Annotated in this window: 22 protein-coding genes and 2 pseudogenes; 11 read left to right on the top strand and 13 right to left on the bottom strand. The window is 70.0% G+C overall.

All coding sequences use genetic code 11. The annotated features are described in order from the left end of the window. The first annotated feature begins 40 nt into the window (after window positions 1-40). The 4 genes and pseudogenes from PWG71_RS27500 to PWG71_RS27485 all read left to right on the top strand — a co-directional run. Window positions 41-277, top strand: coding sequence for an antitoxin of toxin-antitoxin stability system (locus tag PWG71_RS27500; RefSeq protein WP_274812951.1), 237 nt, complete (start codon window positions 41-43; stop codon window positions 275-277). Further along, the gene (locus PWG71_RS27495; protein WP_342456010.1) at window positions 274-570 is read left to right on the top strand and encodes a type II toxin-antitoxin system RelE family toxin; all 297 of its coding nucleotides are present in this window, start codon (window positions 274-276) and stop codon (window positions 568-570) included. The genes PWG71_RS27500 and PWG71_RS27495 overlap by 4 nt, the downstream gene beginning before the upstream one ends. Window positions 571-618: 48 nt before the next feature. Beyond that, on the top strand, window positions 619-948 hold the full coding sequence (locus tag PWG71_RS27490; RefSeq protein WP_274812950.1) for a plasmid mobilization protein: 330 nt from the start codon (window positions 619-621) through the stop codon (window positions 946-948). Continuing rightward, window positions 945-1,136 (top strand): annotated as a pseudogene (locus PWG71_RS27485) (hypothetical protein); the annotation flags it as partial. The gene PWG71_RS27490 and the pseudogene PWG71_RS27485, both read left to right, overlap by 4 nt. A gap of 164 nt (window positions 1,137-1,300) precedes the next feature. On the opposite strand, the gene PWG71_RS27480 reads toward PWG71_RS27485, so the two are convergent. Further along, entirely contained in the window at window positions 1,301-1,561 is a 261-nt protein-coding gene (locus PWG71_RS27480; RefSeq protein WP_274812949.1) for a Txe/YoeB family addiction module toxin, read from the bottom strand. Beyond that, complete coding sequence (locus PWG71_RS27475; protein ID WP_274812948.1) at window positions 1,558-1,809, bottom strand: type II toxin-antitoxin system Phd/YefM family antitoxin; 252 nt, start codon at window positions 1,807-1,809, stop codon at window positions 1,558-1,560. The genes PWG71_RS27480 and PWG71_RS27475 overlap by 4 nt, the downstream gene beginning before the upstream one ends. A gap of 317 nt (window positions 1,810-2,126) precedes the next feature. Here PWG71_RS27475 and PWG71_RS27470 point away from each other — a divergent pair, with 317 nt between their 5' ends. After that, on the top strand, window positions 2,127-2,924 hold the full coding sequence (locus tag PWG71_RS27470) for a VOC family protein (protein ID WP_274812947.1): 798 nt from the start codon (window positions 2,127-2,129) through the stop codon (window positions 2,922-2,924). Window positions 2,925-2,976: 52 nt separating this feature from the next. Here the strand turns inward: PWG71_RS27470 and PWG71_RS27465 are convergent, their stop codons facing one another. The 4 genes and pseudogenes from PWG71_RS27465 to PWG71_RS27450 form a co-directional block, all read right to left on the bottom strand. Continuing rightward, window positions 2,977-4,548 carry a long-chain-fatty-acid--CoA ligase gene (locus PWG71_RS27465; RefSeq protein ID WP_274812946.1) on the bottom strand — a complete coding sequence of 524 codons (1,572 nt, stop codon included), beginning with the start codon at window positions 4,546-4,548 and terminating at the stop codon, window positions 2,977-2,979. A 38-nt stretch (window positions 4,549-4,586) separates the two neighbouring features. Further along, window positions 4,587-5,459 (bottom strand): amidohydrolase family protein, encoded by an 873-nt coding sequence (locus tag PWG71_RS27460; protein ID WP_274812945.1) that lies wholly within the window; start codon window positions 5,457-5,459, stop codon window positions 4,587-4,589. Between the two features lie 61 nt (window positions 5,460-5,520). Then, window positions 5,521-5,760: pseudogene (locus tag PWG71_RS27455) on the bottom strand (hypothetical protein); the annotation flags it as partial. 40 nt (window positions 5,761-5,800) lie between these two features. After that, complete coding sequence (locus PWG71_RS27450) at window positions 5,801-6,286, bottom strand: Lrp/AsnC family transcriptional regulator (protein WP_274812943.1); 486 nt, start codon at window positions 6,284-6,286, stop codon at window positions 5,801-5,803. A gap of 191 nt (window positions 6,287-6,477) precedes the next feature. Between PWG71_RS27450 and PWG71_RS27445 the strand changes: the two genes are divergently transcribed. Together PWG71_RS27445 and PWG71_RS27440 are read left to right on the top strand one after the other, a co-directional pair. Beyond that, a complete protein-coding gene (locus PWG71_RS27445; protein WP_274812942.1) occupies window positions 6,478-7,758 on the top strand; it encodes an MFS transporter in 1,281 nt (426 codons plus the stop codon). Between the two features lie 524 nt (window positions 7,759-8,282). After that, the gene (locus PWG71_RS27440) at window positions 8,283-9,623 is read left to right on the top strand and encodes an MFS transporter (protein ID WP_274812941.1); all 1,341 of its coding nucleotides are present in this window, start codon (window positions 8,283-8,285) and stop codon (window positions 9,621-9,623) included. A gap of 21 nt (window positions 9,624-9,644) precedes the next feature. Here the strand turns inward: PWG71_RS27440 and PWG71_RS27435 are convergent, their stop codons facing one another. The 5 genes from PWG71_RS27435 to PWG71_RS27415 form a co-directional block, all read right to left on the bottom strand. Continuing rightward, window positions 9,645-10,385 carry an anti-sigma factor gene (locus PWG71_RS27435; RefSeq protein ID WP_274812940.1) on the bottom strand — a complete coding sequence of 247 codons (741 nt, stop codon included), beginning with the start codon at window positions 10,383-10,385 and terminating at the stop codon, window positions 9,645-9,647. Continuing rightward, window positions 10,382-10,993 (bottom strand): sigma-70 family RNA polymerase sigma factor, encoded by a 612-nt coding sequence (locus PWG71_RS27430; RefSeq protein ID WP_274812939.1) that lies wholly within the window; start codon window positions 10,991-10,993, stop codon window positions 10,382-10,384. Before PWG71_RS27430 ends, PWG71_RS27435 begins: the two co-directional genes overlap by 4 nt. A 111-nt stretch (window positions 10,994-11,104) precedes the next feature. Next, the gene (locus PWG71_RS27425; protein WP_274812937.1) at window positions 11,105-11,743 is read right to left on the bottom strand and encodes a fasciclin domain-containing protein; all 639 of its coding nucleotides are present in this window, start codon (window positions 11,741-11,743) and stop codon (window positions 11,105-11,107) included. A 60-nt stretch (window positions 11,744-11,803) separates the two neighbouring features. Further along, window positions 11,804-13,375: a molybdopterin-dependent oxidoreductase gene (locus PWG71_RS27420; RefSeq protein WP_274812977.1), complete on the bottom strand. Its 1,572-nt coding sequence runs from the start codon at window positions 13,373-13,375 to the stop codon at window positions 11,804-11,806. Next, the gene (locus PWG71_RS27415) at window positions 13,363-13,662 is read right to left on the bottom strand and encodes a hypothetical protein (protein ID WP_274812936.1); all 300 of its coding nucleotides are present in this window, start codon (window positions 13,660-13,662) and stop codon (window positions 13,363-13,365) included. The genes PWG71_RS27420 and PWG71_RS27415 overlap by 13 nt, the downstream gene beginning before the upstream one ends. Before the next feature lie 270 nt (window positions 13,663-13,932). On the opposite strand from PWG71_RS27415, the gene PWG71_RS27410 reads away from it, so the two are divergent. From PWG71_RS27410 to PWG71_RS27395, 4 genes are all read left to right on the top strand, one after another. Further along, window positions 13,933-15,534, top strand: coding sequence for an OmpA family protein (locus tag PWG71_RS27410; RefSeq protein WP_274812935.1), 1,602 nt, complete (start codon window positions 13,933-13,935; stop codon window positions 15,532-15,534). Window positions 15,535-15,713: 179 nt separating this feature from the next. After that, window positions 15,714-16,055, top strand: coding sequence for a hypothetical protein (locus PWG71_RS27405; protein WP_274812934.1), 342 nt, complete (start codon window positions 15,714-15,716; stop codon window positions 16,053-16,055). Between the two features lie 33 nt (window positions 16,056-16,088). Then, the gene (locus PWG71_RS27400; protein WP_274812933.1) at window positions 16,089-18,701 is read left to right on the top strand and encodes a TPR repeat region-containing protein; all 2,613 of its coding nucleotides are present in this window, start codon (window positions 16,089-16,091) and stop codon (window positions 18,699-18,701) included. Between the two features lie 160 nt (window positions 18,702-18,861). After that, the gene (locus tag PWG71_RS27395) at window positions 18,862-19,233 is read left to right on the top strand and encodes a hypothetical protein (protein WP_274812931.1); all 372 of its coding nucleotides are present in this window, start codon (window positions 18,862-18,864) and stop codon (window positions 19,231-19,233) included. 71 nt (window positions 19,234-19,304) lie between these two features. On the opposite strand, the gene PWG71_RS27390 is transcribed toward PWG71_RS27395, so the two are convergent. Both PWG71_RS27390 and PWG71_RS27385 read right to left on the bottom strand, forming a co-directional pair. Then, window positions 19,305-19,475, bottom strand: a complete 171-nt coding sequence (locus tag PWG71_RS27390) for a hypothetical protein (protein WP_274812930.1) — start codon at window positions 19,473-19,475, stop codon at window positions 19,305-19,307. 325 nt (window positions 19,476-19,800) lie between these two features. Beyond that, a complete protein-coding gene (locus PWG71_RS27385) occupies window positions 19,801-20,421 on the bottom strand; it encodes a hypothetical protein (protein WP_274812929.1) in 621 nt (206 codons plus the stop codon). Window positions 20,422-20,441: the final 20 nt, after the last annotated feature.

Here is a 20,441-nt window from a genome sequence, read left to right as displayed (position 1 = left end):
CTCGCGCACGCGGCCCGGGAGGGCGAGCCGTTTTCTGTGGATGCGGGAGGCTCGTGACCACTTCTCCCAGAGGGTGAACAGAGCCGCCTTCGGTGATGAGATCACCTACGTCACCCGTGGACGCAACCATGAGCGGGTCGCCGCAATCGTTTCGATCGGCCTGGTCGAGGCGTACGAAGGACTCCTCGACCAGCGGGACGGCGGCATCGCCCGCCAGCGACTGGAGGAGATTCGCTCCGGTGACGCCGAGGACGTCGCCAGGGAGCTCGGCCTGTGACCGAAGACCGATCACATCCCTACGAGGTCGTGTTCGACGGCCGGGCGAGCAAGGAGCCCGCCAAGCTGGGCGAACCCGTGGCCCGTCGCGTGTACTCGGCCGTGATGGGGTCGGCGAGGGAACCTCGACCCGACGAATGCCGTCCGCTCACCGGCTACCCGGGGCCGTGGCGCATTCGAGTGGGCGACCACCGGGTCGTGTACGCGACTGATGACGGTCGGCTCGTGGTGGTGGCCTTGCGCGTCGCCCCCGCCGCTAGGTCTACCGCAAACGTTGAGCCTGCCCCTGGCTGATCGGTCGGAATCATCGACGGATCGTAATACGGGTATGACTCTGGTGTCATGGCTAGAGTGCGCATCAGTATCAGTCTCGAAGCCGAGGACGCCGAGCGGATCCGGGAGCACGCGGATCGTGCGGGCATGGACGTGTCGTCCTATCTGGTCAACGCCGCGATCCGGCAGATGGCCGAGGTCGAGGCGGCCGAAGCGCAGTTCGCGGGTCTCGACGCGCTGATCGCGGACGCCGAGGGGCGTGCCGAGCACTACGGGCCCGTGGACGAGGCGGGCGAGGAATCCCTGAGCGAGGACGAGCGCCGTGAGGTGGACGAGGCGATGCGCCTGGTCCACGGCGTCGGGGAGACCCATGAGTCTCATCGGGGAGAGGTGGCGTGAGCACCCGTACCCCCGTCTACGACACGGGGATGCTCATCGCCTTGGCGGCGCGCAAGGCCAAGGCGGTACAGATGCACCGCGGACTCACCCGGTCCCCGCACCGCCCCGTGGTCCCCGGCCCCGTCCTCGCCCAGGTGTGGCGTCCGGACCCGGCGACCGTTCACGTCATGGGCGCGATCCTGAAGGAGCGCTCCGGGGGACATCGCCGCCTACGTAGACGCGATCGGTGCCGACTACGTGCACGTGGTAGCGGTATGAGCCCCCTGGCCCGGTCTCGCTGTTGACGGAAGTGTGGTCGTTGGACGAATCCTGGCCGCCTCTTCGTCCATTTCGAACACTGACAGGGTCACCCTCACTTCCCGTAGCGGTACCTACAGGAAGCGATGCGGATCTCGTCCTCGGCCAGCTTGTACACGAGTCGGTGCTCGTCGGTGATGCGGCGTGACCAGTAACCCTGAAAACCGTGTCGCAGCGGCTCCGGCTTTCCGATGCCCTCGTTGCCGTTGCGGGTGATGTCCTTGATCAGTGTGTTGATGCGCTTGAGTATCTTCCGGTCCTGGCCCTGCCACCAGACGTAGTCCTCCCAGGCGCTCTCCGCCCAGACCAGCCTCACTCGCTCAGCCCTCGCTCGATTCCACGGTCGGACTCGAGTTCCTCGATCGCAGTCACCAGACGTCGGGCGTTCTCGGGACTGCGGAGGAGGTAAGCGGTCTCCCTCAGGGTCTCGTACTCGGACAACGCCATCATCACCACCGGCTCGCGCCCTGCTCTGGTGATGACGATCTCTTCCCGGTCGTCGACCACGGAGTCGAGCGCGGCGGCGTAGTTGGCACGGGACTCGGAGTAGGTCATGGTCTTCATGCCTCGGCCTTTCGTGATGCGCCTGAACTCGTATCTATTGTACAAGAAGTTGTACGTTCCGGCTGGGTTCCTTCGATTCTCCGGATGCTTCTTCGGCACGTGCATCGCGGTGAGAACCTCGGTCCCCTCTTCGTCCGTTTCCGTCGCCGACGCATCCGGGCCGACGCCTCCGTGGAGGGGGCTGCGGCATCGGCGGTCCGAATCCGTGTTCGATGGGTTGCGGTGTGTTGTGAGAGACTTTGCCGCTTCCAGCCCCGGGAGGCGAGAACGGCGCCCCGGACTCGGGAATGATGTGGGTCCATGAGGAGGCGCCTTCGATGATCACGACCGACTTCCTGCCCGGATCTCCCTGCTGGGTCGAGGTGTCCTCTCCCGATGTCGATGCCTCCGCGACCTTCTACCGGCGGGTCTTCGGCTGGGAGGCGATCTCCGAGGGAGGCCCCGAGGCGGCCGGCTACCTGTCCCTCAAGCTCGCCGGCGACATCGTCGCCGGACTGTGCCCCACCATCAGTGAGAGCGAACGTCCCGGCTGGACGGTGTTCTTCCACGACCCCGACGTGGACGGCACGGCGGTGGCCGTGGAACGCCTCGGCGGAACCGTGCTGATCGAACCGTTCGACGTCCTGCACCTGGGCCGCACCGCCCAGTTCTTCGACCCGCAGGGCGCCCGGTTCGCGGTGTGGCACCCGGCCGCCTTCCCCGGCGTGCAGCGCACCGACGCCCCCGGGTCCCTGTGCCGGGTCGAACTCTGGACACCCGACGGTCCCGGCTCGGTGGACTTCTACGGGGAACTGTTCCGGTGGTCCTACACCGACTTCGACCTGCCGGGCGAGTCCGGCCACTACCGTGTCGTCACCCCCGCCGGCGCGGACAGGGACCGGGACCAGGGCGGCGTCATGGCCCTGCTCCCCGAACAGGTCGACGACGCCGAGGGCTCCGCCGCCTGGAACCCCGTCTTCATGGTCGCCGACGCCGACACCGCCGTGGGAGGCGTTCGCGCCGGCGGCGGTCAGGTGTACATGGGACCCGAGGACACCCCCGGCGTGGGCCGCGTCGCGGCCTGCGCCGACCCCTTCGGAGCCGGGTTCGTCCTGCTGGCACCGCCGCGGGAGTGAACCCGGGGGTGTCCTCCGCCCCCTGAAGAGCGGGGGCGGAGGGCCCGCCCCCCTACTGTCGGGAGACCGCCGAGGCACCGCCGCGCAGGACGAACTTCTGGATCTTGCCGGTGGCCGTCTTCGGCAGGCTCTCCACGAACTCCACCCCGGTGGGCGCCTTGAAGTGCGCCAGGTGGTCCCGGGCGAAGTCGATGATCTCCCGCTCGGTGGCCCGCTCCCCCTCGCGGAGCACCACCGCGGCCCGGGGCGACTCGCCCCACTTCTCGTGCGGGACCCCGAACACCGCGACCTCCAGCACCGCCGGATGGCGCAGGAGAGCGCCCTCCACCTCGACGGAGGAGATGTTCTCCCCGCCGGAGATGATGACGTCCTTGAGCCGGTCCTGGATCTCCACGTACCCGTCGGGGTGCACGACGGCCGCGTCGCCGCTGTGGAACCACCCGTCTCCCATGGCCCGCTCGGTGGCCTCGGGATCGTCGTAGTACCCCTTCATCACGACGTTGCCGCGCACCGTGATCTCACCGGTGGTCCTGCCGTCCCAGGGCACCTCCTCTCCGTCGTCGCCCACCACCCTCAGCTCGCCGGAGGTGATGAGCTCGACGCCCTGCCGGGCCTTGATCGCCGCCCGCTCCCGTGCGGGCAGGCCCGCGTGTTCGGCGCGCGGTTCGCAGACGGTGATGAAGGGGGCGGTCTCCGTCAGGCCGTAGACGTGCGTGACCGTCCACCCGAAGTCGTCCTCCAGACGTTCGATGGTGGCCGCGGCGGGGGAGGCGCCCGCGGTGAACACGCGGACGCCCGGCGGCACCTCGCCCCGGACCTCGGCCGGGGCGTTGGCCAGCATGATGAGCACGGTGGGCGCGGCGCACAGCCACCGCACGTCCTCGACCCTGATGAGCTCGTACACCGCCGCCGGGTCCATGACCGGCAGGCACACGTGGACTCCGGCGGCCGCCGTCACCGTCCAGGTGAACGTCCACCCGTTGGCGTGGAACATCGGCAGGGTCCACAGGTAGGACTCACCGACGTCGATGCGCCCGTACAGCAGGGTGCCCACCGAGTTCACGTAGGCGTTGCGGTGGGTGATCATCACACCTTTGGGCCGGGCGGTCGTCCCGGAGGTGTAGTTGATGGTCAGCAGGGAGTGCTCTTCGATCTCGGGGCGCTCGAACGCCGGGGACGCCTCCGCGAGCAACTCCTCGTAGTCCTCCCATCCCGGTCGGGACCCCTCCAGGGCGATGAACCGCTCCACCCCGGGCAGCCGGTCGCGCACGTCGTCCACGGTCTCCAGCCGGTCGGCGTGCACGCACAGGATCCTGGCGCCGGAGTGGTTCACGATGTAGACGAAGTCCTCGGCGGTCAGCCGGAAGTTCACCGGGACGAGTACCGCCCCGAGCTGCGGCACCGCGTAGAACGACTCCAGTTGGGCGTGCGTGTTGGGGGCGATGTAGGCGACCCGGTCGCCCGGTGTCACCCCCATGCCCTGGAGCACCGACGACCAGCGGTCGCAGCGGTCGAAGAACTCCTCGTAGGTCAGTCGAAGGTCGCGGTCGACCACCGCGAGCCGGTCGGGATGGAGCCGGCGGGTCCGGCGGGCGAACTCCAGTGGGGTGAGCGCGAGTTCCATCGGGGCCTTTCTCTCTGCGTCGGGCGTCCTCGGGTGTCTCACAGATCGAACAGGCGGGCGGCGTTGCCGTACAGGACACCGCGCAACCAGTCGTCGCCCAGGTCGAGGTGGACCAGGGCGTCGAGCTGTTCGAGGTAGGGGTAGGGGATGTTCGGGTAGTCCGTGCCGAGCAGGATCCGGTCGGCCAGGTCCTTGAGCCGGGGCAGGTCGTCCACGGGGAAGGGCGCCCGACGTTCCGTGAACCGGGTGAAGACCATGGTCGTGTCCAGGTGGACGTTGGGATGGCGTTCGGCGAGGTCGAGGAAGGCCGTGTACTCGGGCGACCCGGCATGGGCGATGATCGCGGTCAGCCGGGTGTGGCGGCGCAGCACCTCGGAGAAGGGCCCGGGGCCGGTGTGCTCTCCGGGCAGGGGGCCGGAACCGCAGTGCACCACCACGGGGACCCCGGCGTCGGCAAGAGCGCCCCAGGCCTCGTCGAGCAGCGGGTCGCGGGGGTCGTACCCGCCGACCTGGACGTGGGCCTTGAAGACGCGCGCGCCCGCCGCGATGGCGGCGGGCACGTAGTCCCGGGCCTCGGGCTCGGGGTAGAGGGTGGCGCCGTGCAGGCAGTCGGGGTGGGCGGCGGCGAACCCGGTGGCCCAGTCGTTGAGCCAGACGGCCATTCCGGGACGGTGCGGGTAGAACAGCGAGGTGTAGCGCACCACGCCGAACTCCCGCAGCCGGGCGACCCGGGCCGCCTCGTCGTCCCGGTAGGTGATGGGCCAGTACCCGCCGAGGGCGTCGAAATAGGCCCAGACCTTGCGGAGCACGTTGCCGGGCATGAAATGGGTGTGCACGTCCACCAGCCCGGGCAGGTCCAGACCCTGCCACAGACGGCGGACGGCGATGGACTCCGTTGAGACGTCGGTCACACGGACACGATACGAGGGGGACCGGGAGCCGACCAGCCGGGGGCGGGCCGCGATCGCGGGATCACAGCGTCAGGAGCACGACCCCGGCGACGACGACCCCGGCGACGACGAGCGCGGAGGCGGCGAGCGCGGAGGCGGCGATCCGCACCGCCCCGAACCGTTCCCCGAACAGCAGGGTCCCCGAGAGGGCGGCGGACACGATGCTCGTCTCGCGCAGCGCGGCGATCCCGGCGAGCGCGCCGTCCAGTCGCGCCCACAGCACGATCCCGTAGGCGCCGGCGCTGATCGCGCCCCCGACCAACGCCCGGGATCACCGCCGGTCCCGGGCGTTCACGACGGGGTCAGGGACGGCGTCGTTCCCGGGCGTTGGTCGGGGCGATGCGGTCGTTGCGCAGGTGCTCGTAGACGATCGACGCCCGTACGTCGGCGACCTCGGGGCGTTCGGTCAGTTTGTCGATGACGAACGCGTAGAGGCTGTTGTTGTCCGGCAGCGCCACGTGGATGAGGAAGTCCTCGCTGCCGGAGGTCACGAACACCGACAGGGTGTCCGGCAGTGAGCGCACCCAGTCCCGGAACGCCTCGATGTTGTGCCGGGAGGGCTTGACGACGCTCACCGTGATGAGCGCCTGTACCGGTCGGCCGATGAGTTCCAGGTCCACGTCCAGCAATGCGCCACGGATCACACCTTTTTCTCGCAGCGCGCGGGTCCGATCCAGCGTCGTCGTGGGCGATGCGCCCACCGCCGCGGCCACGTCGCGGTTGGTCTTCCGTGCGTCCGACTGGAGTTCGGCCAGGATCGCCGTATCAAGTTCGTCGAGATCAGCCATGCGCACATGATATCCGTATTAAATACGGAAAGTTGTGTATACACCCGGGTTATGCTTAACATTTGAGCGAAAAGGTCGTATTTGGCTCGCCCGAGAAGTGATCCTTCGAGGGCAGGCGATGTCGCTCGCCGGTCGACCGGGCATCGGTGCAACGCCGCACCACCGCTGAACAAGGGACGTCCGTCGCCGCTATGACACCTTCGACGATGACGGCCATCGCCGACCGACCGTCGGCACGGCCCGCCCCGGCACCCACCACCCAACGCCGGGGCCGCATCCTCGCCCTCGTGGCCATCGCCTGCGCCGCGCTCAACCTGCGCCTGGTGGTCACCTCGCTGTCGCCTCTGCTCACCACGATCTCCGCCGAGTTCGGGTTCAGCGCCACCGTCGTCGGTGTCCTCGGGACACTGCCGTTGGTCGCCTTCGCCGTGTTCGGACTGGTCACCCCCTTGATCATGCGCCGGATCGGCCCCGAGGCCACCGTCGTGCTGAGCATGGCCCTCACCGCCGCGGGGCAGGCGCTGCGCGCCTTCGCGCCCGGGACCGGCACCCTGCTGCTGCTCACCGCCGTGGCGCTCACCGGCGCCGCCCTCGGCAACGTCGTCCTACCGCCGCTCATCAAGCGGTACTTCCCGGACCGCCTGGCCGCGCTGAGCACCGTCCAGATGGTCGCGATCCACATCGGCGCGCTGTTCCCGCCGCTGGTGGCCGTGCCCCTCGCCCAGCTCCTGGGCTGGCGGGTCGCCCTCGGCTCGTGGGCGCTCGTCGCCCTCGTCGCCGGGATGCTCTGGGTCGCGCAGTGGTCGTCTCCGGGCGCCCGCCGTGCCGACCGCGCCGCCGGCGCCGATCAGGGACCGCCCCTGGCCCGGCCGCTGTACCGGGTGGGCATGGCCTGGCGCATGGCCGCGCTGTTCGGCCTGGTCACCTGGAACGTCTTCACCCTGTTCACCTGGTTGCCGGCCCTTCTCACCGACGCGGGGCACACCTCGGCCTACGCCGGGACCATGGTGTCCCTCATGGTCGGTGTGAGTCTGCTGTTCGGCCTGGTCGCGCCGACCGTCACCGCCCGGGCCGCGAACACGTTCCCGATCGTCGCCCTCGGGGTGGCCGGATACGCCGTCGGCTATCTGGGCCTGGCCCTGGGGCCGGCACACCTGGCCCCCTTGTGGACCTGCTTCCTGGGCGCGGGCACCAGCCTGTTCGTGGTCGTCATGACCATGATCAACACCCGCGCCACGACGGCCCGGGGCTCGGCCGCGCTCTCCGGTTTCGTCCAGGGGGTGGGCAGCGGTATCGCCCTGGGCGGCCCCCTGCTGTTCGGCCTCTTCGCCGAGCTGACCGGTGGATGGGCGCCGTCCTACCTGCTCGTCGCGGGCGGCTCGCTCGTCGGGGCGATCCTGATGGCCTACCTGGAACGCACCCCGTGGACGATCGAGGCGGCGGCCGCCGGCCACCGTCCCGCCCGAGGGTGACACACGCGCGACCACCGCGCGGGGTTCTCACCGAGGAACCCCGCGCGGCTCTCCTTTCTCCTCGCCTCTCACCGGTCGCGCGGATTTCACGTGCATCTGCATTCTCATGAGCCTTTTCCGCACCAGGTGAACGGCGTTCCCGTGCGCCGGTCAAGAGTCCATGGGTGGTTTTTCGGTGTTCCCGTGGCCGGACGTGGCCAGGCGCTCGAACCCCCGCTCGGAAGGGCTCGGGAGACGGTGAATCCGGCCCGGGAGGGCTTTCCCCACCTGCGATGGGAAGGTTTCCGACATGAATCTCTGATGTATGTGATGTATGCCAACAAAGACGTTTAATGTGGATAACGCGCGCATAATGGCGGCATGAGAACCTCACCCCCCGGCCAGACCCCCGGGAGACTCCGCTGACCCCGGAGAGAGCGTGCGTCCGTCGACCGACGGGCGGCCCCGCACACGCACTTCGAGTCGACCAGGCCGACATCGTGACGCCCCCGGTACCCGTGGGCCCCTCAGGGGAGTCGATCACCATGACGGCGGACCAACCCCGTCTCCACCCGACCGCCGACGGTCGGCGGCCCTCCACGGCCGACGTGCTCCGCGCTCCCGACACGCTCGGCCCGCTTCCGCTCACCGACGTGGGCGACCCGCCTCCGCTCATCCGCAACCGCGACTTCCAGGCCCTGTGGAGCAGCCGTTTCTTCGCCGGACTCGGCAAGGAGAGCGGGGAGGTCGCCTATCCGCTGCTCTGCCTGATGCTCGCCGGCTCCGCCTCCCAAGCGGGCGTCATCGGCGCCGCCCAGGTGGTCACCACCATGCTCGCCGCCGTGGTCGGCGGTTCGCTCGCCGATCGTTCCAACCGGCGGGTCGTCCTCCTGTTCTGCGACGTCGGCCGACTGGTCCTGCTCGGTGTGTTCGGGGTCGTGCTGCTCAGCGGCGACATCACCTTCCCCATCATCATCACCGTCGCGGTGTGCTCCTCGGCGCTCATGGGCGTCTCCAACCCCGTGGCCATGGCCGCCATCAAACAGCTGGTGCCCGCGCCCCAGGTGTCCACCGCCTCCGCCCAGAACCAGATCCGGTTCTTCAGCACCAGCGCCCTGGGCGCGCCGGTCGCCGGGTTCCTGTTCGGCTTGGGCCGGGCCTTCCCGTTCCTGGCCGAGGCCGTGACCTACCTGGTGTCGGCGGTCCTCGTGCTGTGCATCCGGCGCCCCATGCAGGCGGCGGGATATCGCACCCGGGAGCCCTGGACGCTGCGCGGCACGGTCGGCGGATTCGTGTTCCTGGCCCGGCACCCCCTCCTGCGGCCGATGCTGATGTGGATCGTCGGGTTCAACGTGGCCTTCACCCACACGGGAGCCTTCCTGGCCCTCATCGCCACCGCCGAGAGCCAGGGCGCCGGCCACTTCCAGATCGGCCTCACCGTGTCCCTCGCGGGAACCGGCGGGCTCGTCGGCGCACTGGTGGCGGGTCCGATCATCAAGTGGGTGCGTCCCTCGTCGACGTTCCTGGCCGCCGCCTGGTCGGCCCCGGTCTGCGCGCTGGCGCTGGTGATCGCCCCCAACCTGCTGTCCCTGGGGCTTCTCGTGGGCTGTGTGTTCGCGATCGTGCCGTGCGTCAACGCCGTGTTCTACGGCTACATCGCGGCGTCGGTCACCGACGAGTACCAGGGGCGGGTCCTGGGCGCGGTCATGTTCATGTGCCTGGTCTCCCAGCCCATCGGCATCCTCGGGGTGGGCCTGGTGTTCGACGCCGCCGGACCCACCTGGGTGTTCCTGTCGATGGCCGTGGTGTCGGCGCTGGCCGCGCTGTTCAGCCTCTCCCCGGTGATGCGGGACCTGCCCCGGCCCGAGGACGTCGTCGTCTCCTGACCGGGCCGGGCCCCGCGGGGCTCACCCCTGGATGGGCATCGCCATGATCGGCTCGGAGGTGGGCTGCTCGGAGCCGCCCAGCGGCTCCACGGTCACCGCGACCCCCTGGGTGTCGGCGCCCTCCGGGGCGGCCGGGATCGGCGCGACCACACCCTGCTCGTCCACCGGCAGCACACCGGCCGAGTACACGGTTCCGTCGACGCGGGTGAACCACAGCTGGTAGTCCTCGTCCCTCAACGGCTCCAGTCCGTGACCGCTGAACACCAGGCTGCCGTGGGCCTCGGAGTACACCGCCGCCACGAACACGCCCTCCATGGGCTCGGCGGTGGTGTACTCCGCCGCCGGGTCCGACAGCACCGCCGCGACCATGCGTTCGTTCTCCTGGAGGGTCTCGATGTGCCGGGCCTGATCCCACGAGACCGCGCCCAGCGCCACCGCCACGGCCAGGCAGGCCGCGATCGCCCAGGTCGAGCCGCGTGTCCACCAGCGGCGGTCCGGTTCGGCCAGGCGGACCGGCGGAGGCGCCAACTGGCGGGTGCGGGACACCTCGGACAGCACCCGGGCGCGCAGACCCGGCGGTGGGACGGCCGCCGCGGTCGTCCCCAGCCTCGCCGCGGTCTCGGCGAATCCGCGCACCTCCTGCACGCACGAGTCGCACCGGGCCAGATGGTCCTCGAAGCGGACGGTCTCCTCCGGTGGCAGCGCGTTGAGGGCGTAGGCCCCCGACAACGTGTGCGGGTCCTGTCGCAGTCGCCGGCTCACCACTCCACCCCCAGGCAGTCGCGCAGTCGGATCAACCCGTCGCGCATCCGCGTCTTGACCGTGCCCAGCGGAGTGGACAACAGCCTGGCCACCTCACGGTAGGTGTAACCGCCGTAGTAGGCCAGACGTACCGACTGTTCCTGTAGATCGGTGAGGGTGTCCAGACAACGACGCACCCGCTCCCGTTCCAAGCGGTCGGTGACCTCTTCGGCCACCTCGTCGTAGGGGCGGCTCACCTCGGCCGCCGCGGCCCGGACCTCTCGGTCCGAACCGACCTGCTCGGAGCGGACCCGGTCCACGGCGCGACGGTGGGCGAGCGTCATCAGCCATGCCCGCGGCGTTCCCCGCCGCGCGTCGTACCGACAGGCCGTACGCCACACCTCCACCATCACCTCCTGGGTCACCTCCTCCGACTGGGCCGGGTCGCGCAGGACCCGGCGCACCAGCCCGTACACCGATGGAGCGACCAGGTCGTAGACCTCTCCGAACGCGGCCTCGTCACCGCGCGCCACCCGGCTCAGCAGATCCGCGAGCGCCCGTTCGGGCGCCGGGCCCGGCACCGGTTCCGACGCCCGGGGACCCTGCGGTCGTGCCGCGTCCCGATCCATCCGGTTCCTCCCTGATGCGGTCGCGGGCCGCGCCGTTCGGCGCGGCCCCTTTCCCGTGTGGAACCCGGGCGGTCCGGCCCCGAGTCGCGGGCCGCCCGGGGGTTCGGTCGACTACTCGGGCATCAGCACGGTGTCGACGATGTACACGGTGGCGTTGGCGGTCTGCACGTTGCCGCACACGACCTCCGAGTCGCCGTTGACGGTGAACTCCTCACCGGCCCCCTCGGTGGTGACGTCACCGCCCTGGAGCGAGGCGAACGTGCCGTCCTCCAGAGCGTCGGGGGCCTGCCGGCCCTCCACCACGTGGTAGGTGAGCACCTCGGTGAGCTGCTCCTTGTCGGCCAGCAGCGCCTGGAGGTCCTCCTCCGGGATCTTCGCGAAGGCGTCGTCGGTGGGCGCGAACACCGTGATGTCCTCGGCCGAGTTGAGCGTGTCGCCCAGGTCGGCCTCGGTCACCGCGGTCACCAGCGTGGACAGCAGCGGGTTGTTGGAGGCCGCGGTGGCCACCGGCTCCTGGGCCATGCCCTCGAAGCTGCCCGCGCCGTCCTCGGGGACGGACGCGCAACCCGGGCCGAAGTTCTCGCCCGCGGTCTCCGTCATCCCCGCACCGCCGTCGTCCATGCCCTGATCGGTCGCCTCTTCGCTGGCCGCGCCCTCGGTGGGCTCGGTCTCCTCCGCCATGCTGCCGCAAGCGCTCAGACCCAGGGCCAGGAACGCGGCGGTGCCGGCGAGAATGCTCTTGCGAATCATCTTTCTCTCCTTTGACTCTTCTTCTCGTGGAAATCGTGGAAATCGGAGTGAGGTCGTGTGTCAGGTGGCCGTGAACGCGATGCGGTGCCGGCCCGTGGCCCCGCTCGGGATCGGTTCGGCGCGTTCGGCCGTCTGTACGCGGCCGGTGGCGTCCGTCGCGCGCACCTCGACGTCGTGGCGTCCCGGTTCGACGGTGACCTCGGTCACCCACTGGACCCAGGTGTCGATGCCGGGCACCCGGGCCAACTCGGCCGTGACCCAGGACCCGTCGTCCACGCGGACCTCGACGGCGTCGACGCCCCGGTGCTGGGCCCAGGCCACTCCGGCCAGCACCACCTCGCCGGCGGGGACCCGGGACAGCGGCGCGGGAACGTCGACGCGCGACATGGTGTGGATCGGGGCTTCGACCGCCCAGCCGCGTTCGGCCCAGTAGGCCACGTCGTCGGCGAAGCGGGTGAGCCGGATGTCGGTGATCCACTTGGTGGCGCTGACGAAGCCGTACAGGCCGGGGACGATGGTGCGGGCGGGGAACCCGTGCCGGTGGGGGAGCGGTTCGCCGTTCATGCCGACGGCGAGGAGGGCGTCGCGGCCGTCCATGACGACCTCGGTGGGGGTGCCGCAGGTCCAGCCGTCGTGCGAGGTGGCCAGGATCTGGTCGGCGTCGGCGTGGACCCCGGCGCGGCGCAGCAGGTCGGCCAGGGGGTATCCGAGCCAGCGGGCGTTGCCGATGAGGTCGCCGCCGACCTGATTGGAGACGCAGGCGAGGGTGATGTCGGCTTCTCGCAGAGGAAGGTCGAGAAGCTCGGCCATGTCGATCTCGAAGGGGCGGTCGACCAGTCCGTGCACCCGCAACCGCCATCGGGCGGCGTCCGGGCGGGGGACGGTCAGGGCGGTGTCGATGCGGTAGAAGTCCCGGTTCGGGGTCGTGAACGGGGTCAGTCCGGGCACCTTCAGGTCGGTGCCCCTCGGCAGCGGCGGCAACGGGACGGCCGGTTCCGGCAGCACCAACGCCGCGCGGGAGCTCGCGCCCGCACCGAAACCGGAGATCACCCGGGACAGCACTCCGGCCGTCCCTGCGGCGGCCGCCACGGCCAGCGCGGTGAGCACGAACCGGCGCCGCCCCGGTCCCGAGACCGTCTCGACCCCCGCGGGGGCGGTCTCGTCCGGGACGGCGCGCAGCAGCAGCGCCAGGCACAGGGCTCCGACGGCCGCGGCGGCGAGAACGGGGATCACGGTCCTCGTGTCCCCGCCGCGGCCGATGAACACCGCGGCGACACCGGCCGCGGCGAACACCCCCAGACCCGCGTACGCCCAGAGCGGCCGCCGCAGCGCGACCACTCCGAGTACGCCTCCCACAACCAGTAGGACGATGACGATCCCCGAGAGCAGCACGACCTTGTCGGCCGTCCCGAAGAGCGCGATCGCCAGCTCTGCCAAGGCCTGGGGGGTGCTGTCGACGACGGCGTCGCCGACCGCGACCACGGGGGACGCCGTTCCCACGAGAGCGGCGACCAGTTCGCCGGCGGCCGCGCAGGCCACCACGGTCACCGTTCCCGCGCACGCTCCGAGGAGGAGCCGCCCTCTCTTGCGGTTCCGCCCGGTGCGCTGCGTTTTCGTGGTCACACCGGGTATTCGGAGCCGGTCCCGGGGCGGATGGGTCCCGGATCGGATTTTTTTTTCGGGGAACCCCACTCGGCGGTGAACCGCAGGTGGTGCCACCCCTCGGCGTCCTCGGGAACGGTGTCGACGGGGTCCGGGGGCCGGGTGAGACCGGTGGCGTTCGTGGCGCGCACCTCCGCTGCGTGCATGCCGGGTTCGACGGCGACCTCGGTCACCCACTGGACCCGGGTGTCGATGCCGGGCACCCGGGCCGCCTCGGTGGGGGACCCGTGCTCGTGGGGGAGCGGCTCGCCGTTCACGCCGACGGCACCGGCGGTGGCACGGCGGCCGTCGGCTCGGCGACGCCCGGCGCGGCGGCCACCGTCGCCAGACCCGACGGCGGTCCGACGAGGCGGTGGGGAGGAGAGGGAAGGGGGCCGGTGGAGAGAAAGGAAAGGATCGTCCTTCGCCGAGTCGAGCGCCGGACCCCATGGACTTTCCGCCCGTTGTGGGGCACCGCGGTCGGTTCGACTCCCAGAGTGCTGGAGGATGTTCCCCGTACGTCTCCCCAACGATCGGAGTTCCCCCACATGGTGCGGAAGACGCCCCTCGCCGCGGCCGCGCTGATGGTCTCGGGCAGCCTCCTGCTCAGTGGCTGCACGATCACCGCGGACATATCGGACTGGTGGTCCGAGACGTTCGGGAACGCGTCCGGCCCTCCGGATGTCGAAGAGGAGTTCCCGTACGTACGTGAGGGCCGCATCTTCCAGGACACCGGGCAGGACGCCGAGATGCGCTTCGCCATCACCGGCCTGGAGCGCACCGACGAGTACACCGTCATGTACTACGAGATCACCTATCTCGACGATTTCGCCGGCCCCAACCGGAATCTGAGCATGGCCCACACCCTCGTCGACCCCCTCACCGGCCGCGTCTACCGGCAGTACCTCGACGGGGACGGCCTCAAGTACGGGTCCGAGAGCCCCAACCAGGACGGTCTCTATCCCGTCCACGACGGCGTCACCAACGAGTACGTCCGCTACTTCCCCCGGATCCCGGACGAGGTCGCCCAGGTGACCTTCGTCGGCAGCGGCCTCGGCGCCATGACGGGCATCCCCGTCCAGGACGTCGAGGAGGAGCGTTCCGACCCGGACACCCCCAACGGGGCCGACCACCTCTCCCTCGACAACCCCCCGCCGCGCGGTGAGAACCTCACCTTCGTCAACCGGCGCCCCGACGAGAACGCCGTCGCCGACGAGGGGTGGGTGCAGAGCTTCGTCGACTCCGAGATCGCCTCCACCACCCGTGACGGCGACCGCGAGATCATCTCCCTGCACTCCGACGTCATGTTCGAGTTCGACCGCTCCGACCTGACCCCGGAGGCGGAGGAGGTCGTCCGCCGGGCCGCCACCACCCTCGCGAACAACGTCGATCCGGACGAGCCGACCATCACGATCATCGGTCACACCGACGGCATCGGCGACGACGCCTACAACGACCGCCTGTCGGTGCAGCGCGCCGAGAGCGTGCGCGACCTGCTCGCCGAGGAGATCGGCACGGGCTTCGCACTGGAGGTCGAGGGCCGCGGCAAGAAGGAGCCCGTCGCCCGTGAGGGCGGCCCGGACGACGAACAGGCCCGGGCTCGGAACCGGCGCGTGGAGTTCTCGTACATCTTCGACGACACCGTCGAGGCGACGGAGGAAGAGGAGTACGACGAGGACGGCCTGGACACCGCCCAGCGCAACGTCACCTGGCCGGCCCCCTACGACGACGACCCGGGTTCGGTGGTGGCCGAGAGCGAACAGGACGGCATCCGGCTGGAGGTCTACCCGCTGCGTCGCGACGGCGCCTACGTGATCGGCACGGTCGCGTTCACGAACATCACCGACGAGCCGCTGATCCCCGAAATGGGCGGCTCCGACGTGGTCGCCGGTGGCCCGGAGCAGTTCGGCAAGGGCACGCTGGGCGGCTTCCAGCTGTTCGAGCCGGAGAGCGGCCTGGTGCGGTACGTGGCGCAGATGGACTTCGGCGACGGGCGTTACAGCAGCTTCGCCGAAGAGGTCCACGTCCTTCAGCCGGACAACACGTACAACCTGGTCGCGGTGTTCCCGGCCCCGGCCGCGAGCGTGGAGGAGCTGACCCTGCGCGCCGGCCCGTTCGGGGAGTTCGAGGAGATCCCGGTCCAGTACTAGGGGTACCGGACCGGGCCACGGGGGCCGTCGGCGTCACGCCGACGGCCCCCGTTCGCGTTCACGGCGTCCCGGACGAGGGATCACGAAGAGGTAACCATGCGTGAAACCCTCAACTGTTACCTTTTCCCCGCGATCTACGTATGACGGTGGTCCCGTTCCGACGAAGGTGGTGATCCGCGATGAGCGGTGGAACCGGTGTGAATCCGAACGAGGCGCGTCAGGGCGGTGAGGACGCGGAGGCACTGGCCACGGCCATGGCGGGTCTGGCCGACGCCTTCGACCTGACCGTCGACGACGCGATCCGGGTCGCCGGCGAGGAGGACGTCGAGGCCGGGTGGCGGTCCTTCCGGGAACGCCACCTCCAAGGGTTCGTGGACGTGCAGGGGCACGGTCTCCAGTTGGCCGACAACATCCAGGCGGGGGCGAGCGAGATCGCCCTCAACGACCTGGAGAGCGCCGACGAACTCTCCGGCGCGACCCAGGACGTGCCCCCCGGCCTGGGCAACGTCAACTTCTACTGACCCCCCCACCCCGCTCCCCGATGAGGAACCCCCGTGGCTTCTTTCGACCTCTCCCTCAGCCTGCGCACCATCGACGCCGTACCCGCCCTGGTCCGGGCGCGTTCCACCGACTTCGAGGAACTCAACGGGCGGGTGCTCGGTGACTCCGAGAACCTCCAGGCGAGCCTGGACGGGGCCGCCGGGCAGTTCACGAGCATCCTGGCCTGGGACATCGGCACTCTGTCCGCCGAGGACCGACAGCTGTGGGTGGACACCGCCGTCGCCCTCACCTACGCGGCCATGGTCAGCGACATGTGGGCCGATCACGTCGAGGAGTTCCGGGACGGTCGGGACGAGCTGATGGAGGAGTGGCGCACGGCCGTCACCGACCGGGAGGGTCGGGTGCCGGGCAAGTACGCCTCCAGTCTCATCACGTCGACCTTCCCCGAACGCGAGTGGTACTTCTGGGCCGAGGAGAACACCTGCCGCGACCTCTACGACGAACTCGTCGACAAGCGGGAGAACATCCAGGGCCGCTTCGACACCCTGTGGAACACCTACCAGGAGCACGTCGAGGAGATCGGCGACATGCTGGAGGAGGGCCCGACCAAGGCCAACGTGCAGAAGCTCATCGACGGCGGGCAGGCCAACTGGGCGTTCTACAACCTCGACCCGAACAAGTACACGATGCTGGTCGACCAGAACGAGTTGACCGAGGAGAACGCCCAGGAGTGGTCCACGGAGCTGGCCGCCTACTGGTCGGGTGACAAGCCGCTGGACGACCGTTACCACGAGCTGATGCTCGTGATGGCCATGATCGGCACCAACGCCAAGCAGGCCCAGAACACGGGGAGCGGCTTCCGCTCCGAGGAGATCGACTTCCTGGAGGCCTTCTACACGAACCTGGAGATGGAGGGCGGCGGCCACCACACGGGCGTCCTGTCCGTTCCGGCGTGGATGGAGGGCGACCACATGAGCGGCGAGGAACGCGCCCACGCCCTCGGCGTGCTCGGCGACGGACTCCTCACCCTCTCCGACGAGGACCTGGGCGGCGGCTACGACCTATTGCCCCAGAGCGTGCGCCGGGCGGCGGAGGGCCCCTTCCTCCACCTGCCGGGTGAGAACGAGATGCCCTACCACCTCGTCTCCTACCAGGAGGACGCGCGGGCCCTGTCGCAACTGCTCCGCTACACCGACGACGAGCTCCAGGGCGGCGACGCCTTCTCCACCAACCTCACCCTGGGCGCCGGCGCGTACATGCACTACTGGGGCGCGGAGGGCGAGGACGGCTGGGTGGTGTCGGAGGAGCTGGCCCCGCTGGTGGAGGTCGGCACCCGCAACGAGGACGCCAACCACTACATCCTCACCGGCGAGTACCCGAACGGGAAGACGGAGATCCCGGGTCTGCCGGAGCTCGCCCCGCACGAGCGCACCAACGCCGTCGAGGGCATCCTCACCTACGAGTGGCACGACGACGGCGCCACCGCGCGCGGACTCGTCGACTGGATGGCCGAGGACGCCCTCAGCGAGGACGACGAGGTACGGGAGCGCGCGGGCACGGCGTTCGCCGGGTTCATGGAGACCATCACCGAGCCGGAGATGTACGAGCAGCTCATCAACACGGGCGTGCACGTCACCGAAGGCGACAACGAGTACGAGGACGCGGTGTTCACCCAGTTCAACACCGAACTGGGACTCGGACTCGTGGACGTGTTCGATGCCAATATCTACAGCTTCGCCACCAGCGACGTCTGGGAGTCGGAGAACCTTCCCGTCGAGGGGGTGGGCGCGTTCGACCCGGAAAGCGGGACCGCGCGCCTGGGCGCGGAGGAACGCGCTCGGTTCATGCACTATCTGATGGGCGGTGACGAGTCCGCCGCGCGGCTGATCCAGTCGGTCGACGTCTACCAACAGATCGAGACGGCGGCGTTCCTGGAGAACGGGCGCCCCGAGGACAACGCGCGCGGCCTGGGCACGTTGCAGGGCCTGCTGGAGGAGGCCACCGGTCGCGACGCCCAGGACCGCAAGGAGGACCTGGGGGACCAGGTCGACCGGGACAAGGCGATCGCCGAGTTCTTCGTCGGCGAGGCGACGGGACTGTCGAAGAAGATCCCGCTCATCGGCACTGCGGTGTCCAAGGGCATGGCCCTGGGCGGGGACGGCATCGTCGACGCGATCATCGACGGCGACTACGAGGTGGTCCCCCGGGGCGCCACGTACAGCGGCGAGATCAACCGGGTGCGGAACTTCGAGGTGGAGGCGCTGGAGTACGTCGCGCACAACGACCCCTCGAAGTTCAACGAGGTCCGGTACAACGGGGACTTCCAGGATCTGATCGAGGGTGGGGTGGTCACCGTGCGGCAGGACGGCAGGGTGCTCGACGCCGAGGACATCACGGACGACTTCACCTTCGATTCCGACGTCACGGTCTCGGTGGAGAAGAACTCGGACAACTGGAACGAGGGCTTCCGGCAGGACGGCGGAAGGTGGTCCATGGACGCCTCCATGGGCAACGTCATCGGCGACGTGCCCTTCACGACCAGCGACGGGCGGACGTACCCGGGTGACACCCGGGTCGGTCAGTTCACCGGAGAGTTCGACCGCGCGTACGAAGACGTGCGGTCGTACTTCGACCCGGACCAGAGGGGCGACGACGATGGCGAGTGATGACCTGTGGGGTCGGGGCGGCACACGCGGTGCCGTCCGGAGCGCGTGCGCCCTGCCGGCACTGCTGTTGCTGGTCGCATGCGGGGGTGGGATTCCGGAGGACGAGGAGCCGGAGCCGGTCGACAGGACCGGTGTCTCCTTTTTCTGGATGGAGCGTGAGGTGAGCGTCCGGACCCTGGATCGGATGTTCGTCGAGACCGGTTCGGAGGAGGTACTGGGCGATACCGACGAGTGGTCGCGGGGGATCCTGCTGGAGTCGAAGGTGGTCCGCCCCGTTGAGGGTGGTGAGGGGCACGAGGTCGTCCTGGACAAGGACCGGTGGGACATCGACGCCGTCAACCGTCTGAGTCGTCTGGACGCCGCGTTGAACGGGGCGCTGTGGCCGAACGAGGTGACCTGGTGCGGGGACCCGGTGGACGGTGAGGCGTTCGTGGACGCCTACACGGAGGAGTTCGAGGGCGTCTTCGACACGACCGAGGAGTACGAGGCGAGCGTCGCCGACTACGTCGACTGCGGGGACGGGCGACCGTGAACCGTGGACGGCCCCGGCGTTCGTGAGAGCACCGGGGCCGGTTCGTCCGCAGGGACGGGGCGACGGGCGGGTCAGAGGTCGGGCGAGGCCAGGGAGAGGCGGACGAGCGGGTCGCGACCGCGTTCGGCGCTGCGCGGCTCGGACAGCACCTCGTAGTGGTCGGCGACGATCCGGGGCCGTGACGTGAACGTGCGCTTTCCGCCCAGGGCGGCGTAGCCCATCGCGGCGAGCGCCGTGCTCACCGCCACAGCCGCGAACAGGCCGACGATCCCAGATGGTGCGATCGGGGAGACACGCCTCGTCTGAGCCGCGCTTCTGAGCCGCGCTTCTCCGGATGCGGCCCCGGCGGTGCGGGTTCCGCGCGGTCTTCGGGACGGCCGTGACCGGGTGGCCGCACTCGGGGGTGGCGATGACGAACCCGTGCGCGGCCACCGGTGCGGTGGTCCGCGAGGTCTCGTCCTTGACAGCGGCCTTGCACGAGGTGTTGTTCCCTGAGTTGAGTCTTCCTGGCTCAATCCTGAACGAAGGGGGGGAACGGTGGCTCCGACCCGGGTGATCGTGTGCGGGTCAGGCGGTCGGGGCGTGCCCCTGGGCGGTGACGGCGGCGAGCACGGCGTCGGCGGTCCGCCCGGTGCCGCGGGAGCCGTCGACGGACGGTTCGGCGAGGTGGAGCCGGTCGATCTCGACGCGCATGAGTTCCTGGAAGCGGAGCGTGCGGGCGAGGAACGCGTCGATGAGCCGTCGCTCCTCCGGGGCGGCCCCCGCGTGGTCCGAGCCCGCGTACACGCGGCGGCGCAGGAGGTCTCCCGGGGCGGTGAGCCATACGGCCCCGGTGCTCGGGGTGGCGAGCCCGGCGACCCGGGGCGGCCACAGGGCCGATCCCTCCAGCACCAGGCCGGGGCCGTCGCCGAGGGCGTGCGCGGCGACGGTCTCCTCGATGCGCGGCCAGAGGCGTTCGTAGTGGGCGAGGACGGAGTCGATGAGGTCGTCGAGGGGGAGCGTGCCGTAGTGCTCGGCGACGTGCGGGGGCACCTCCCGTTCGGGTGTCCGCCAGGGCCGCCCGGGGTGCCGGGCGAGGAGATCGGTGCGGGCATGCGAGAAGCCGAGCCGCTCGGCGAGCAGCCGGGCGATGGTGGACTTTCCGGTGTGCGAGGTACCGCCGATGAGGATCACCCGTATGTCGCGCATACCTCCGACCGTAGCGACCG

The sequence above is a fragment of the Nocardiopsis sp. N85 genome (genome assembly GCF_028882275.1).
GTDB lineage: Bacteria > Actinomycetota > Actinomycetes > Streptosporangiales > Streptosporangiaceae > Nocardiopsis > Nocardiopsis lambiniae.
Note: the sequence above shows the minus strand (reverse complement) of the source record. Positions and strands in the feature narration are given on the sequence as shown.